Annotated in this window: 14 protein-coding genes and 1 riboswitch; of the genes, 5 read left to right on the top strand and 9 right to left on the bottom strand. The window is 71.4% G+C overall.

Annotated elements, in window-relative coordinates:
- The first annotated feature begins 114 nt into the window (after window positions 1–114).
- A complete protein-coding gene (locus tag P3X83_RS38310) occupies window positions 115–1,908 on the top strand; it encodes an AMP-dependent synthetase/ligase (protein ID WP_277310289.1) in 1,794 nt (597 codons plus the stop codon).
- A 19-nt stretch (window positions 1,909–1,927) separates the two neighbouring features.
- Here the strand turns inward: P3X83_RS38310 and P3X83_RS38315 are convergent, their stop codons facing one another.
- From P3X83_RS38315 to P3X83_RS38335, 5 genes are all read right to left on the bottom strand, one after another.
- Window positions 1,928–2,353, bottom strand: coding sequence for a toll/interleukin-1 receptor domain-containing protein (locus P3X83_RS38315; RefSeq protein ID WP_277310290.1), 426 nt, complete (start codon window positions 2,351–2,353; stop codon window positions 1,928–1,930).
- A 20-nt stretch (window positions 2,354–2,373) separates the two neighbouring features.
- Window positions 2,374–3,522, bottom strand: coding sequence for a glycosyltransferase family 4 protein (locus P3X83_RS38320; RefSeq protein WP_277310291.1), 1,149 nt, complete (start codon window positions 3,520–3,522; stop codon window positions 2,374–2,376).
- Window positions 3,519–4,772, bottom strand: a complete 1,254-nt coding sequence (locus tag P3X83_RS38325) for a M48 family metallopeptidase (RefSeq protein ID WP_277310292.1) — start codon at window positions 4,770–4,772, stop codon at window positions 3,519–3,521. The genes P3X83_RS38320 and P3X83_RS38325 overlap by 4 nt, the downstream gene beginning before the upstream one ends.
- 205 nt (window positions 4,773–4,977) lie before the next feature.
- Window positions 4,978–5,514, bottom strand: a complete 537-nt coding sequence (locus tag P3X83_RS38330; RefSeq protein WP_277310293.1) for a C40 family peptidase — start codon at window positions 5,512–5,514, stop codon at window positions 4,978–4,980.
- A gap of 103 nt (window positions 5,515–5,617) precedes the next feature.
- Window positions 5,618–5,801: riboswitch (cyclic di-AMP (ydaO/yuaA leader) on the bottom strand.
- A gap of 598 nt (window positions 5,802–6,399) precedes the next feature.
- On the bottom strand, window positions 6,400–6,705 hold the full coding sequence (locus P3X83_RS38335; protein ID WP_277310294.1) for a hypothetical protein: 306 nt from the start codon (window positions 6,703–6,705) through the stop codon (window positions 6,400–6,402).
- A 134-nt stretch (window positions 6,706–6,839) separates the two neighbouring features.
- Between P3X83_RS38335 and P3X83_RS38340 the strand changes: the two genes are divergently transcribed.
- Window positions 6,840–7,481 (top strand): hypothetical protein, encoded by a 642-nt coding sequence (locus P3X83_RS38340; protein ID WP_277310295.1) that lies wholly within the window; start codon window positions 6,840–6,842, stop codon window positions 7,479–7,481.
- 579 nt (window positions 7,482–8,060) lie between these two features.
- On the opposite strand, the gene P3X83_RS38345 is transcribed toward P3X83_RS38340, so the two are convergent.
- The 4 genes from P3X83_RS38345 to P3X83_RS38360 all read right to left on the bottom strand — a co-directional run bounded on the left by P3X83_RS38345 (window position 8,061) and on the right by P3X83_RS38360 (window position 12,631).
- On the bottom strand, window positions 8,061–9,038 hold the full coding sequence (locus P3X83_RS38345) for an NlpC/P60 family protein (RefSeq protein ID WP_277310296.1): 978 nt from the start codon (window positions 9,036–9,038) through the stop codon (window positions 8,061–8,063).
- A gap of 247 nt (window positions 9,039–9,285) precedes the next feature.
- Window positions 9,286–10,608 carry an NYN domain-containing protein gene (locus P3X83_RS38350; RefSeq protein ID WP_277310297.1) on the bottom strand — a complete coding sequence of 441 codons (1,323 nt, stop codon included), beginning with the start codon at window positions 10,606–10,608 and terminating at the stop codon, window positions 9,286–9,288.
- 107 nt (window positions 10,609–10,715) lie between these two features.
- A complete protein-coding gene (locus tag P3X83_RS38355; RefSeq protein WP_277310298.1) occupies window positions 10,716–11,432 on the bottom strand; it encodes a response regulator transcription factor in 717 nt (238 codons plus the stop codon).
- Window positions 11,429–12,631, bottom strand: coding sequence for a histidine kinase (locus P3X83_RS38360; protein WP_277310299.1), 1,203 nt, complete (start codon window positions 12,629–12,631; stop codon window positions 11,429–11,431). Before P3X83_RS38360 ends, P3X83_RS38355 begins: the two co-directional genes overlap by 4 nt.
- Window positions 12,632–12,743: 112 nt before the next feature.
- On the opposite strand from P3X83_RS38360, the gene P3X83_RS38365 reads away from it, so the two are divergent.
- From P3X83_RS38365 to P3X83_RS38375, 3 genes are read left to right on the top strand one after another with little or no spacing between them, the layout of a single operon-like run.
- On the top strand, window positions 12,744–12,962 hold the full coding sequence (locus tag P3X83_RS38365) for a hypothetical protein (RefSeq protein ID WP_277310300.1): 219 nt from the start codon (window positions 12,744–12,746) through the stop codon (window positions 12,960–12,962).
- Window positions 12,963–12,965: 3 nt separating this feature from the next.
- Complete coding sequence (locus tag P3X83_RS38370) at window positions 12,966–13,451, top strand: PH domain-containing protein (protein WP_277310301.1); 486 nt, start codon at window positions 12,966–12,968, stop codon at window positions 13,449–13,451.
- Window positions 13,448–14,953, top strand: coding sequence for a PH domain-containing protein (locus tag P3X83_RS38375; RefSeq protein ID WP_277310302.1), 1,506 nt, complete (start codon window positions 13,448–13,450; stop codon window positions 14,951–14,953). Before P3X83_RS38370 ends, P3X83_RS38375 begins: the two co-directional genes overlap by 4 nt.
- Window positions 14,954–14,994 lie beyond the last annotated feature (41 nt).

The following is a 14,994-nucleotide window of genomic DNA, read 5'->3' on the forward strand; positions in this document are numbered from 1 at the left end:
GTGGTCGTCAGGTTGTCAACGCCCTTAGTAACGCCTAGATGACGAACTCTACCCAGTCGTAACTTATCGCGGTAGCGTCCAGGCACAGATCGACCGCCCCGCAAGGAGTGACCCGTGCGCGAGTACAGCGTCCCGGTGCTGGTGGACGTGCCGGCCGCCGCCAACTGCACAGACACGGTATTCCAGCGAGCCGAACAAGAACCGGGCAGGGTGGTCATCCGCCGCAAGTCCGGCGACGCCTGGACGGCGGTGACCGCGGGCGAGTTCCGCGACCAGGTCGCCGCCCTGGCCAAGGGCCTGATCGAGGCGGGCATCATGCCCGGCGACCGGATCGCCCTGATGTCACGCACCTGCTACGAGTGGACCGTCGCCGACTACGCCATCTGGGCGGCGGGCGCGGTCAGCGTCCCGATCTTCGACACCTCCTCCGCCGAACAGGTCTCCTGGATCCTGTCCGACAGCGGCGCCAAGGCCGCCTTCGTGGAGCAGGCCCAGCACCGCGACATCGTCGCCGAGGTCGTCGCCGGGCTGCCCGAGCGGATTCCGGTGTGGTGCTTCGACGACGGCGCCGTCGGCGAGCTGACCCAGAGCGGGGCCGGCGTGTCCGCCGAGACCCTGGAGGAGCGCCGCACCTCCCAGGGCGCCGCCGACCTGGCCACGATCATCTACACGTCGGGCACGACCGGCCGTCCCAAGGGCTGCCGGCTCACCCACGACAACCTGCTGTTCACCGCGCGCAACGTGGTCGCCGGGCCGCTGGAGCGGCTGTTCGAGAAGCCCGACCGCGCGGGGCTGCTGTTCCTGCCGCTCGCGCACAGCTTCGCCCGCATCATCGAGGTCGTGCTCGTGGAGACCGGCGCGGTGCTCGGCCACTCCCCCAACCTGCGCGAGGTCGCCCCCGACCTGCAGTCCTTCGGACCCACCTTCCTGCTGGCCGTGCCGAGGGTCTTCGAGAAGGTCTACAACGGCGCGGTGCAGCGGGCCACGGCCGAAGGCAAGGGCAAGATCTTCAAGGCCGCGGCCGACACCGCGATCGCATGGAGCCGCGCCGAGGGCACCGGCGGCGCCGGGTTCGGGCTGCGCCTGCGGCACGGCCTGTTCGACCGGCTCGTGTACGGCAAGCTGCGCGCCGCCACCGGCGGCAATCTGTCGGCAGCCGTCTCCGGCGGTTCCGCGCTCGGCGACCGGCTCGGCCACTTCTTCCGGGGCGTCGGCATCGAGGTCTTCGAAGGCTGGGGCCTGACCGAGACCTCCGCGCCGTCCACGGTCAACATGCCCGGCGCGAACAAGATCGGCACGGTCGGCAAGCCGTTCCCCGGCGTGACACTCCGCATCGCCGACGACGGCGAGGTGCTGGTCAAGGGCCGCCACGTCTTCGACGGCTACTGGGACAACCCCGAGGCCACCGCCGAGGCCATCGACCCCGACGGCTGGTTCCACACCGGCGACGTCGGCGAACTCGACACCGACGGCTACCTGCGCATCACCGGCCGCAAGAAGGAGATCCTGGTCACCGCGGCGGGCAAGAACGTCGCCCCGGCCCCGATGGAAGACCGCATCCGCGCCCACCCCCTGGTCAGCCAGGCGATGGTGGTCGGCGACGACCGGCCGTTCGTCGCCGCGCTGGTCACCCTCGACCCCGAGGCGCTGGCCCAGTGGAAGAAGACCAACGCGCGCGAGTCCGCCACGCTTGCCGAGCTGAGCGCCGACCCGGAGATCATCGCCCAGGTGCAGAGCGCCGTGGACGACGCCAACCGGATGGTGTCCCGGGCCGAGCAGATCAAGAAGTTCAGCGTGCTGGAGATCGAACTCAGCGAGGAGTCCGGGCACGTCACGCCGAAGCAGTCCATCAAGCGCAACGTGGTGATGGCCGACTTCGCCAAGCAGATCGAAGACCTCTACACCTGACGGCCGCGGGCGTCGGTGCTCACAGGGGCGTTCGCAGCGCCCGCACCACCCGCTCGAAGGTCTCGTCCCAGCGGGCGGCCCGCTCCTGCCGGAAGTCGGCGGCGGCGCGGGCGCCCGCGAGCGGCGGCAGCGGGCCGTCGCCGATCAGCACCGGGATGACCCGCACGTTCTCCTCGATCGCCCGTTTCATCATCGCCGCGTACTCGTTGCGCACCCAGGCGCTCCCGGCGGAGGCCGGGCTGTGGACCAGGATGCCGTTCGCCGACGCCCGGACGAACTCCTCGACCCGCACCACGATCAGGTCGCCCAGGGTGATCAGCTCGCCGTCCCAGGCGACGGTGAGACCGCGCTCGCCAAGGCGGCGGGCGAACGCGGCGACCCAGTCGCGGTCCGCGTGGGCGTAGGAGATGAACACGTCGTATTCCGGGGATCCCCGCGTTTCCACGGCGTCACCTTCCCTGGTGATCACGAGGGCGGTCTCGTCCGGGAGCCGAGCAGCTCGTCGAAGCGGGCGGCGACCAGCGGCCAGGACCACTCGCGTTCGGTCCAGGCGCGCCCGCGCTCTCCCATCATCCGCGCTCTGCCGGGGTCGGACAGCAGGTCGATCAGGGCGCGCGCGACCTCGTCCACGGACGTGCCGTCCACGACCAGGCCGGTCTCGCCGTGCCGGACGGCGTCCGGGGCCCCGCCCGACGACCCCGCGATGACCGGCAGCCCGGTGGCCGACGCCTCCAGGTAGACGATGCCGAGCCCCTCCACGTCGATGCCGCCCAGGCGGGTGCGGCAGGGCATGGCGAAGACGTCTCCGGCGTCGTAGTGCGCGGGCAGCGCGCTCCACGGCACCGGGCCGGTGAAGCGCACGGACCCGCCCAGGCGCGCGGCGGCCCGCTGCAGGGCGCGGCGGCCGGGGCCGCCGCCGACCAGGAGCAGGGCGGCCTCGGGGACGGCCCGCAGCACCTTCGGCCAGGCCCGCACCAGCACGTCCTGGCCCTTGCGGGAGACCAGGCGGGACACGCAGACGGCCACCGGGCGGCCGGACAGGCCGAGCCGTTTGCGGACCTCCGCGCCTCCCGCGCCCGGCCGGAAGACGGAGGTGTCCACGCCGGGGGTCAGGCGGGCCAGCTTGCCGGGGTCGATGACCTCCGCCAGCCGTCCTCGGGTGTACTCGCCCAGATAGGTGACGACGTCGGCGTGCGCGCCGATGCGCGCGAGCACCTGCCGGGGGCCGGGCAGCCGGGCCCACGACGCCTCGTGGCCGTGCGTGAGCATGACCACGCGCCGGGCGCCGGCCGTCCGCAGCGCGGGCGCCAGCAGGCCCAGCGGCGCCGCCGCGCCGAACACCACGGTCTCCACGCCGTGCTCGCGCACCAGCCGCGCCGCCCTGCGGGCGACGCCCGGCACCGGCAGCATCAGACGCCCGGGGTGACGCACCACCCGGTACGGCTGGCGGCGGTCGAACGCCTCGCACCCCGTCCAGCTCGGCGCGTAGACGATCATCGACCCCGGCGGCCGGTGCAGCGCGAGGCCGTGCACGAACGCCTGGATCCCGCCGGGGCGCGGCGGGAAGTCATTGGTGACGACGAGGGCGGGGCCAGGTTCCCGCGGCTCCGTCATGGCTCGGGCCGGCCGTGCAGCAGCGCCCAGGAGCGGGCCGAGGCGATCCGCTGCGGTGCCGTGGGATGCGATGAGTAGAGGACGTATTCCAGCGGATCGGGTGACAGGTCGGAGATGTTGGTGACGGCCAGCCGCTTCTGCATCGCCACGAACGTGGCCGGATCACGGGTGAGGTCCAGCGCGTGGACGTCGGCGCGGGCCTCGATGTGCCTGCTGACCACGTTCTGCGCGGGCCCGGACAGGAACGTGGCCAGGCTCATGAGCCCCATCAGCAGCCCGGCCGCCGCCGGGTCGGCCACCGAGCGGACCCCGGTGCGGCGGGTCAGCGGACCGGCCGAGGTGATCAGGAAGAGCAGCACCGCGCCGAACGCCGCGCCCAGGCCGCCGATCAGCGTGCCGGACAGGACGTCGTCGTTCTTCGCGTGGCCCAGCTCGTGCGCCACGATCAGCTCGATCTCGTTGGCCGGGGCGCGCAGCAGCGTGTCGTAGACGACGATGCGGCGGGTCGCGCCGAACCCGGAGACGTAGGCGTTGAGCGCCGTCGTGCGCCGCGACGCGTCGGCGACCAGCACGTCCTCCACGGGCACGCCGTCGCGGGCGGCCATGGCCAGCAGGTCGTCGCGCAACTGCCCGGCGCGCATCGGCTGGAAGTCGTTGAACAGCGGCTCGACCACGATCGGGTAGACGAACGAGGCCGCGAGGGTCAGCGTGAACGCGCCCACCGCCGCCGGGATCCACCACCGCGCGAAACGCCGGGCCAGCGCGATCACCGCGACCACCATGACGGCGGTCAGCAGTGTGCCCACGCCGATGTTCTTCAGCCGGTCGATGCTCCAGGAGGCCCAGCTCTGGGTGGAAAGGCCGTAGTCCACCAGGTAGGTCTCGTACCACATGCCGAGCGGCCAGCGCAGCAGCTCGACGATCACGGTCAGCGCCACGATCCCGAGGACGGCCTGCACCCACCAAGGTCCCGGGAGCCGCCGCACCACGCGTGCGCCGAACGGCGTGGCCACCAGCACGATCGCGAAGGCCAGGCCGAGCGCGAGCGACACGTATGACGGCACGCTGATCGCCGCGTCGAACGCCCGTGACCGGGCGATCTCGGCGGCGGTGAAGTCGCGCGCCGGGTCCGGCGTCACGGGCGGCGCGTCCGCCGGAAGCGGATACCAGGGCGTGGCCAGCGCGACGACGAGGCCGATCGCCAGGCCGAGCACCGCCAGCGCGATCCATGCTCCGCGCACCCCTCGCACCAGCGCCACTCCCCCCGGTCGGACCGTCTCCCAGAGCGCATTCTCTAGGATCCGCCCGCCGGAGAGCCACCATCGCGGGATTCGGACGCCTGCCGTACCCCGGATGGCGGCCGGTCCCGGTCCCCAGGGGGGCGGGGAGGACCGGGACCGGTGACCGCCGGGCCTCGTGAGACGAGGCCCGGACGGAACCCGGCCGGAGGCCGGGCTAGATGCCCGGACGTACGGCGCCGCTGAAACTCGCCTTACGCCAGCCGCTGAGCTTGTCGATGCGGACGGTCTTTCCACTGCTGGGCGAATGGACCATCTTGCCGTTACCGACGTACATTCCAACGTGGCCCTTGCCCCGGAAGAACAGCAGGTCTCCGGGCCGCAGGTTCTTGTAGGACACCTTCTTCTTGACGCGCGCATATTGGCTGTGCGTGATGCGCGGAAGGTTCACGCCGGCTTTCTTCCAACTGAACTGAACGAGACCTGAGCAATCAAAAGCGTTCGGACCGGTGCCTCCCCACCGATACGGATCGCCGACCTGCTTCTTGGCCACAGAAACGGCCTTGGCGGCTTTGGCCTTCTGCTTGGCCGCCTTACTCAGCTTCTTGGTCTTGGACTTGGCCTTGGCGGCTTGTGCCTCGGCCGGTGCGGCCTCGCCCGGTTCGGGCGTGGTCACCGTCGTCACCGTTTCGACCTCGGAAGCGAATGGTTCGGGACCGGCCGTCGCCCCGGCCGTGGTCGCAGCGAGCGCCACGGTCGCCGCCGAAGCGGTGAGGGTGAGAACCGTGCCACCGATCGTGAGGCGGGCACGGCGAGACAGCCGCGAATCATACTGGGATGCGGACAGGATTGCTCCTCAGCTCTTCCACGAATGCCTACCGGGTTAGCTGACGGATTCGGGCGGGGAAGTTTCGCCCTACGGCGCACGCGGCGCCGATTCACCCCTGTCTCCGTTCTCGCCGATAAAAGATCAGTGCGAGTCGGACAATTGGGTCCCCGGCTCCATGCCTCCTGACTGCATGGACTCGGCAGGTCACCGCCCCGGAACGGGGGGGTCAAGGCACGCGCCTACGCGGACGGCGGTGACCGGATAGATCTCTATTCAGAAAAAACACCGGCGGATCCTGGCCGGTGTGTCGCGGCGGCATGGCGTGCCGACCGCGCAGCGAGAAGGTACCCCTATCGCCATATCTCGGCAAAGAGCCGACAAAGACAGGAGATCGTATCTACCCCGGGATCTTGTGTGAATCCCCTGCATGACCGGGGGTTCCGAGATGGAGTGTGACTCTCATCACATATCCCGGAAAGCATGACAAATGCCGTAACGGAGATCACATCCGGGGGCGGCGCTAGAGATCTTCAGCGCGGGGGTTCGAGATCGGCGGGTCGCAGGTGTTTCACGGATCCACTTGAACCCCTAGCGGCGCATGCTATGCTCCGCATCACAGAGCCATAACGAGCGTTATATGAGTAAAGTCGGTGTAGCAAAAGCGGGCGTATGCGCACGCATCCACCCGCCGCATGGCGACGCCGAACCGGGGAAAACCCACCCGGAACACGGCGACGACCACCACCCCCGAGGGCCCGAGGAAGGCGAGGCCGGGGCGACGAGGGCGGTGGAGAATCGGGTGGTACGGATTCAGCGAGTCACGGACGGCGCGCCCACCCGGCCGATGACGCCCTTCACCCCGGCGCCGCACCGCTGAGTCACGACCCGGCCGCCGGGACGGCGAACGCCACCGACGTCCGCACACCCCTTCGTCCGGGCCTTCAGCCGCAGCAGCGTCGACTTGAACGGATCTCCCGCCTCGGGACCATGGAAGTCGGGAGCGCCGACCGGCGGCGGCTCAACGGACGCGGAGGCGGCCGGAATCCCGTGGCCACCGAACGCCACGGCGGCGCCGAGAACGACCACGGCGAGACGCCTGGCCAGTACGAAATGCATGAGCTCTCCTTGTGATGTCACGTGCACCTGGACATCGCTCAAGGTAGGCGATCGATAACTCTGTGTAAATAGCGCGCAACGCCGCCGGGATCGCTAGGCTACGCGGATCATCGAGCCGCGAACGGGTGAGGGCGATGGACACGGACGGACGAATCCAACGGGCCGGGCTTCTCTACCAACGCGCGATCTTCAACGGTGATCAGAACGCCCTGACCGACGCGGACCGCGAACTCGACGCGGTCGAAGCCGACCTCGCCCTCGCCCGGGGCCGCGTCCTGCACGGCCGCTTCCTGGAGGAACGCCGGGAGAACCCACACGAACTCCCCCTGTTCGAACGCGCCGCCGACCTGTACCGCACCCTCGGCGACAAGCGCGGCGAGGGCGAGGCCCTGTTCTGGATCGCCTGCTTCCACCAGCTCGTCCGCGGCGACGACGCCACCGCCGGCCCGCTCTTCGAACGAGCCGATGAGATCGCGACCCAGGCGGCCGACGACGACACCCGCTCAGAGGTCCTCCGCCACCAGGGCATCGCGGCCCACAAGGCAGGCCACCTCGACAAGGCCCGCGACCACCTGGAGGAGTCAACCCGCCTCCGCCGCGAGTCCGGCCACCTCCCCGGCGTCGCCGCCAACCAGGTCGGCCTCATCTACATCGCCATAGCCCAGGGCCGCCACGAAGACGCCCGCACCCTGGCGGATGAGGCCCGCACCATCGCCCACACCACCGACTCCACCCGCCTCCTCCACCAAATCGAAGAAGCCACCACCAACCTCTAACCCCCACCCCCTCCGCCCAGCGGAACCAACGTCCGCCCTCGCCTCCGCCCAGCAAGCCTCCAAACCGCACCACCCGAAGGCCGCGCCCAGGCACTGCGCCGCACAGCTGAGCACCGCCATCACCCGGCCCCACCTGACCAGCACCATCGCCTCGATAGCCAAGATGGCCAACCGCATCCCGTGGTGACTGTTCTGAAGAGGTGGGCTTTGCCTCAGTCGCACGACTTGCCATGATCCACGAGTGCCCACCGACATAGTGTTCTTCCTCGCCCCTGATGACGAGACCGCCACCGAGACGCGCCTCAGGGGGCCAGGGCGGGCACTTCCATCATTGACCTGCCACGGCATCGACGAGACATCCAGCCCTAGGGCGAGAAGCTGCCACCCGCGCGGACGGCACACGAGCACCACCGGCATCGGGCGCAGCCCGTCATAAAGACACGTAGCCCGAGCGCAGCGAGGCCAATTGGGCACCGACCCGCGCGTACGGCAACGGCTTGCGCGGAACGCGGCAGCAGGCATGTGCGGGGCGCGATATCGAGGCGGCCCCGCGCGTACGACAACCGGGGCGGGCCGGGGCTAGGGGCGGATGGCTCCGACGAAGCGGCTGTTGCCGTAGGAGCTGAGGGGGGTGATCTTGACGACGTCGCCCGTTTGCGGGGCGTGGACCATCTTGCCGCCGCCCGCGTAGATGCCCACGTGCCCGAGGCCGTGGCTGAAGAGGAGGTCGCCCGGTTCGAGGGCGTTCATGTTGACCTTGCGCTTGGCGCCCCAGGCCCACTGCTGCCAGGTGGTGCGCGGCAGGGTGACGCCGCCGGCACGCCAGGAGGCCTGGGTGAGGCCGGAGCAGTCCCAGCCGCTGGGCCCGGTGCCGCCGTACCTGTACGGCTTGCCGAGCTGGGCGTAGGCAAAGGCGAGCACCTGGCGGGCGTTGCCAGAGGCGCTGCCCGTGTACTTCATGCCCTGGCTGTCCGGGTTGCCCTTGTTGTAACTGTTGAGGCGGCGCAGCAGTTTGGTCTGCTGCTTGATGAGCTCCTCGACCTTCTTCTTCTCGTCCTCGATCTCGTCCACCGTGGCCTTGGCCTCGTCGAGGGCCTTCTCCGCGGCGGTGCGCTTGGCGCGCAGGTCGCGGTTGGCGACGTCGAAGGCGTTGAGGGACTGCGATCGGGACGCCGTGAGCTGGCTGACGGACGCGAGGCCGCCGAGCATGGTGCCGGGGTTCTGCTGGGTGAGCAGGCCGGGCCAGCTCGCGAGTTCGCCGCCCTGGTAGGCCGTAACGGCCATGCCGACGAGCTGACGGCGCAGGCCGTCCACGGTTTTGAGCTGCTTGGTGTATTCGGTGTTCAGCGACGCATACTTCTTCTTGGCCTTCTGCTGCTTGTCGGTGGCCGTGTTGTACTGGTCGACCACCTTGTCGGCCTGCGCGTTGAGCTTCGCCAGCTTGGCCCTTGCCTGCGCGAGCGTCGGCCGCGGGTCGGCGGCGGCGGCTCCGGCGAACGGGACAGTCAAGGTGACGAGAACCAGTCCGGCGGCGACGGGAACCCGTGCGATCCTCACCTGCACCAACCCAACTCCTTTAAACATCAGAACCTGGGGCGAAATAGTACAGAAGTATGCAGGTGCGGCTCACGCTTTCCGAGTGATTCGAGTGATCTACGTGGTGCCCGCTCTGCCCCTTCCGGGGATGTGACACGCCAACGGTAGACCCAGGGGAGGCCATGAGCGGCCCAAGTATCGGTAAAGGGTCGGCAAATGCCCGCGAGTCGGCTGGACCACCCCAGAACCGGACCAGCCTAGAAAGTTGTCAGGCGCGGCCGAGGCGGCGCAACAGCAGCGAGGACTGCACCGGGCGGGCGCCCATCCGCCGCACCGAGTCGGCCACCTCGCGGTCGGAGGACACCACCGCGATGGCCCGCCCCGACGGCTCGGCCCGCACGAGCTGGCGGATCAAATCGTCGGCGATCTGGCCGGGCGCGCTGAACATCACCCGTACCCCACGGGGCGCGGCGACCGGCACCGGGCCGTTCAGCTCCGCGCCGTCGAAGACGCAGGTGACCTCGACGCGGGTCTGGGCGACCAGGCCGCCCAGGCCGGTGAGCAGGCGGGTGCGCTGGTCGGCCAGGGTGAGCGTGCCGTAGCCGGTCTTGGTGACGTTGTAGCCGTCGATGATCAGATGCACCTGCGGCAGCGCCATCAACTGGTCGAGCAGGGCCGGGTCGTCGTCGGCCAGGGCACGGGCCGGGACGGCGCGCACCCCCGGACGGTCGGGCGCCACCGCGCTCACCGTGTCGGCCGGTCTGCTGATCGTGGAGGGCAGCGCGAGCTCCCGGCGCAGGCCCGCCGCGGCGTCCTGCAGGGCGTCCAGGAGCACCCGCACGCGGGTGTCCTCGGCGCTGCGCCCCTCGCGGGCGGCCCGGCGGCCCGTTTCGAGCTGCCGTTCGGCCTCGGCGAGCCGTTCGCGGGTACGGCGCAGCTCGGTCTCGGCGGCGCTGCCCGCCGAGGACAGCGCGACCCGCGCCTCCTCAGCGTGCGCCGCGTGCTCGGCGGCCCTGCTCTCGGCCGTCTTGCCGCGCTCCCGCGCGTCGTGCAGCTTGCGGCGCAGGTCGGCGTTCTCCGCGCGGCTGGCCTTGAGCTGCTCGCGGATCCGGTCGATCTCCTCCTTCGCCGCCGTCTTCTGCGCGGCCAGTTGCTCGCGCAGCCTGGCGATGGTCTGCTCATGCGCGGAGTCCTCGGCGGCGGCGGCCACGCGGGCGAGGTCGGTGCGCGCCGCCTCGACCATGTCGGGCCAGCCGGGCGGGCGGGTCAGGTAGGCCGCGGCGGCGACGAGCACCGGGTCGGCGGCGGGCGGGACGGTGCCCTCGGCCAGGCTGGCCACCAGCTCGGGCCAGCCGTCGGACAGGGCCTCCGCGACGACCTCGCGGAACTCCTTGTCGGTCTCCAACTGCGCGGCGATCGGCGTGCCGCCCAGCTTGGCGCGCTTGCGCGGCTCGAACCTGGCGATGCCCCGCAACGGGGCGGGCACCGAGGTCACGGGGATGCTGCCGAGCACCTGGGCCGCGAGATCGACCACGTGGAGCCTGACTTGCTCGGGCAGCGGACGAGACAGGCCCTCATCGGCTGAACTCATCCCATGTCCCCTCAGCCCTCGTCAGGCACCCTTTCGAAAAGAATCGTCTATCAGACAAGGGTACGGCCGTCACACAACTGACTTGGCCGGTGACAAGGGGACGAGCGCTAACCGTGACCGGCGTCGTGGACGGTCAGCGCGATCTGCACGCGGTTGTTCAGCTCCATCTTGGTCAAAATCCGGGAAACGTGCGCTTTGACGGTGGCCACGCTCATGAACAGCTCGGCGGCGATCTCCGCGTTGGAGCCGCCCCTGCCGACGGCCAGCGCGACCTCCACCTCGCGTTCGCTCAGCCGGTCGAGCAGCGCCCGCGCGCGGCCTTGGCGGTCGCCGGGGGCCGAGTCGGCCACATGGGAGATGAGCTGCCTGGTCACGGCGGGTGACAGGATCGGTTCGCCCTCGGCCACCCGGCGGATCGCGCCGACCAGTTCGCCGGGCGGGGTGTCCTTCAGCAGGAACCCGGCGGCCCCGGCGCGCAGCGCCCGCAGCACCTGGGCGTCGGCGTGGAAGGTGGTCAGGATGACGACCTCGGGCGGGCGCGGCCGGGCGCGCAGCCGTTCGGTGGCCGAAAGGCCGTCCACCTTGGGCATCCTGATGTCCATCAGCACGATGTCGGGGCGGTGCCGCTCGACCAGCGCGGGCACCTCGTCGCCGTCGGCGGCCTCGCCCAGCACGGCGATCTCGGGCACCCCGCCGAGGATCATGCTCAGGCCGGCGCGCACCAGCGCGTCGTCGTCCACGATGAGCACGCCGATGGGGCTCCCGCCAGAACGACCGCCGGATCGACCAGTGGAATGCCCGGTGGAACCCGTCGCGCTGTTCATGCCGGCCACGGTAGCCAGGCGGCCAGGACGTAGTCGCCATCGGGGGCGAGGCCGTGCTCCAGCCGTCCGCCCGCGAGGCTGGCGCGCTCGGCGAGGCCGATCAGCCCGGTGCCGCTGCCTGGGATGGCCGGACGGCGGGCGACCGGCCGGGGATGCCCGCGGGTCTCGCGGGCGTGGTTGCGGATCTCGACGCTCAGGCCGTCGCCGGGCGACCCCTCGACGGCCACGGACGCCCGTTCGTCCGGCGCGTGCTTGCGCGCGTTGGTGAGCCCTTCCTGAACGACCCGGTAGACCGTACGGCCGAGCGCCGCCGGGACCTCGGCCTTGCCCGGCACCTCGACCGAGAGATCGACGCGCGTTCCCGCCCGGACCGACTCCTGCACCAGCTCGCGCAGGTCGGCCAGCGTCGGCTGCGGCGGCTCCGGGGCCTCCCCCTCGCTGCCCTGCCGCAGCACCCCGATGACCGCCCGCAGGTCCTGCAGCGCCTCGTGGGCGCTGGACCTGATCGCGGCGGCGGCCGTGGCGACGTCGCCGGGGGCGGCGTCGCGCCGGAACTCCAGCGCCCCGGCGTGCAGGCTGAGCAGCGACAGCCGGTGGGCCAGCACGTCGTGCATCTCACGGGCGATGCGCTCGCGTTCCAGCCGCCTGGCCTGCTCGGCCGACTGCGCGGCCTGGTGGTGCAGGGACAGGACGAGCTGCCGCCTGGAGCGCACGAGCATCCCCCAGGCGACCACCATCAGACAGGCGATCCCGGACACCACGATCGTGCCGCTGACGCCGAGTTCGGCGTCGGGGTGCAGCCAGGCGTAGGGGATCACGGCCAGCAGGTGCGGCACCATGACCAGCACGACGTATCGGAAGGGCCGGTGCACCGCGACCGTGAAGATCGCGATCACCAGCGGCCCCGAGACCAGCAGTGAGAACGTGGACAGCGGCGCGAACGCCAGTGCCAGCGCCACCGGCCATCTGCGCCGGGCCCAGACCGCCGCGCAGGACAGCGCGCCGAGGATCTCCTCGGTGAGCACCAGGGGGCGCGGCGCGCCGGTCAGGTCGCCGTGCACGCTCAGCGTGAACGCGCAGGCCAGCAGGAACAGCACGATGTCGACGAACCAGTCGCGCGGGGAACGCCGGACGGGCCCCGACCGCTCGTCCGGCGAGCCGATCAGGACCGAGGGCAGCAACCACCGGTACTCGACCATTCTCAGTGCAGGTTATGGCCTCCTTCGGACACCGCGACAGCTACCAAAGTCGATGTCCGAGCCGCCTTCCGGCCGACGCGACGGAGGCGCGGGCTCGGCGATCGTCGATGACATGAAGGCAATACTGGAGATCGCCGGGTTGCTCTGCCTGGTCCAGGCGGTCGGCGGCGCGCTGAACAACCTGACGGACGGCTCGCCGAGCTGGTTCCTGGTCAACCACGTGGCCCTGTTCAGGGGATACGAGATCTTCGCCAGCATCGCCCTGGGCGTGCTCGGGGTGGCCCTGTGGGCGGCGGGCCGCTCGATCGGCCGGGCCCGAGAGAAGGGCTGAGCGATGCTGGACCTGCGGCCCCCGCGCAATCAGGCCGACCCCCGCGCCATCGCCTGGTGGACCGTCCAGGGCCTGGTGGCGACGGCACTGCTGGCGATTCCGGCCCTGGTGGCGTTCGCGCTGCTCACCGACCGTCCCGGGTGGCTGGCGGCACTGCTCGGCGCGCTGTGCGCGGGGCTGCTCGCGCTGGCGCTGGTGGGGCCGAGGGCGCAATACCGGTTCTCTCGCTGGGAGGTCACGGACCAGGCGGTCTACACCTGCTCGGGGTGGTTGTTCCGGTCCTGGAGGATCGCGCCGATGTCGCGTATCCAGACGGTGGACACCGCCCGCGGCCCGCTCCAGCGGCTGTTCGGGTTGTCCGACGTGACGGTGACCACCGCGTCGTCGGCGGGCGCCATCAAGATCGAGGGGCTGCACCACGCACTCGCCGACGACCTGGCCGAACGGCTCACCGCCATCACCCAGGCCACTCCTGGCGACGCCACGTGAGCGCCGACTGGCTGCGGCTGCACCGGCGTTCGTACGCCGCGTCCGCGGTGATGTCCCTGGCCCTCGTGGTGCCCCTGACGACGGTCCTGACCAAGGCGCTGCTGGACCGTGCGGTGGCCCCGCCCCTGGTGGCCGCCGCCGACGCCGGGGCGGCGGTGCTGATCGTGATCGGGGTGGTGGTCTACGACGTGCTCAGACTGCGCGCCACCGCCTACCGGATCACCGGCGACCGGGTGGAACTGCGCACCGGGATCATGGTGCGCGAGCACCGCTCCATCCCCCGCGACCGGGTCAGGACCGTGGATGTGACCGCCAGCCCGGTGCGCCGCGCGCTCGGGCTCGCCGTGGTCAGGCTCGGCACCGGTGAGCGGGCCGGCGCCGACCGCGCGGAGCTGACCCTCGACCCGGTCGGACGCGCCGAGGCCGACCGGCTGCGCCGTGTCCTGCTGCACCTGGAGGCGGCTGGCGAGCCGCCCGCGCCGATCGCCGAGCTGTCCTGGGCGTGGCTCCGCTTCGCGCCGCTCACCGTGTGGGCGCTGGCGGGCGGCGCGGCGCTCGTCGGGGTCGCCAACCGGGCACTCGACCTCCTCGGGGTCGACCCGCTCGACATCGGCGCGGACGCCGGCCTGTGGGAGCGCCTGACCGCGCTGCCGCTGTGGCTGCTCGTGCCGCTGCTCCTCGCGGTCAACCTGGCGGCCGGTACGGCCGGCGCCCTGCTCCTGTTCGCCGAGTCCTGGTGGCGCTACCGCCTGGACCGCGAGCCGAACGGCACCCTGCGGCTGCGCCGGGGCATGCTCACCACCCGCTCGCTGACGCTCTCCGAGCGGCGGCTGCGCGGGGTGGAGCTGTCCGAGCCGCTGCCGCTGCGCTGGGGCGGCGGCGCCCGGGTCAAGGCGATCGTCGCCGGGCTGTCCACGGGCGGGGAGAACGAGACCGAGCGCGCCGACACGCTGACCCCGCCGGTGCCGCTCGCGGTGGCGCGACTGGTCGCCGGGGAGGTCTCCCCCGGTGATCGGCCCGCCCTGAGCTCCCACCCACGCGCGGCACGGGCCCGGCGGCTGCGGTGGGCGGCGTTCACGGTGGTCTTCCTGGCCGGTGCCGTGGCGGTGTGCGACTGGCGCATCGCCTGGGTGCCGTGGTGGGCGTGGTTCGTGCCGGCGGTGGCCGTACCGGTGGCCGCGCTTTTCGCCGCCGACGCCTACCGCGCGCTCGGCCACGCCCTCGGCCCCCGTCACCTGATCTTCAGGTCCGGTTCCGCGGTGCGCCGCGCCATCGCGCTTGACCGGGCCGGGGTCATCGGCTGGAACTTCCGCCAGTCGGTGTTCCAGCGCCGATCCGGCCTGGTCACGCTGGTGGCGGCCACCGCGGCCGGAAGCGGTTCGTACTCGCTCCACGACGCCGCCGAGAACGCGGCGGTCGCGCTGGCCGACGGGGCCGTGCCCGGCCTGCTGGCCCCGTTCAGGGCCTCCGCGGGGCGCGAGGAGATCGTGACGCGTTCGTGACACGGGGCCAGGCAACGCCCGGACGGGCCCATAGGTACTAG

Source organism: Spongiactinospora sp. TRM90649 (assembly GCF_029382225.1).
Lineage (GTDB): Bacteria > Actinomycetota > Actinomycetes > Streptosporangiales > Streptosporangiaceae > Spongiactinospora.

Coding starts and splice junctions, on each gene's coding strand:
- P3X83_RS38320 (WP_277310291.1), bottom strand. CDS start 3,522: ATGACGGAGCCGCGGGAACCTGGCCCCGCCCTCGTCGTCACCAATGAC.
- P3X83_RS38335 (WP_277310294.1), bottom strand. CDS start 6,705: ATGCATTTCGTACTGGCCAGGCGTCTCGCCGTGGTCGTTCTCGGCGCC.
- P3X83_RS38340 (WP_277310295.1), top strand. CDS start 6,840: ATGGACACGGACGGACGAATCCAACGGGCCGGGCTTCTCTACCAACGC.
- P3X83_RS38350 (WP_277310297.1), bottom strand. CDS start 10,608: ATGAGTTCAGCCGATGAGGGCCTGTCTCGTCCGCTGCCCGAGCAAGTC.
- P3X83_RS38355 (WP_277310298.1), bottom strand. CDS start 11,432: ATGAACAGCGCGACGGGTTCCACCGGGCATTCCACTGGTCGATCCGGC.
- P3X83_RS38360 (WP_277310299.1), bottom strand. CDS start 12,631: ATGGTCGAGTACCGGTGGTTGCTGCCCTCGGTCCTGATCGGCTCGCCG.
- P3X83_RS38365 (WP_277310300.1), top strand. CDS start 12,744: ATGAAGGCAATACTGGAGATCGCCGGGTTGCTCTGCCTGGTCCAGGCG.
- P3X83_RS38370 (WP_277310301.1), top strand. CDS start 12,966: ATGCTGGACCTGCGGCCCCCGCGCAATCAGGCCGACCCCCGCGCCATC.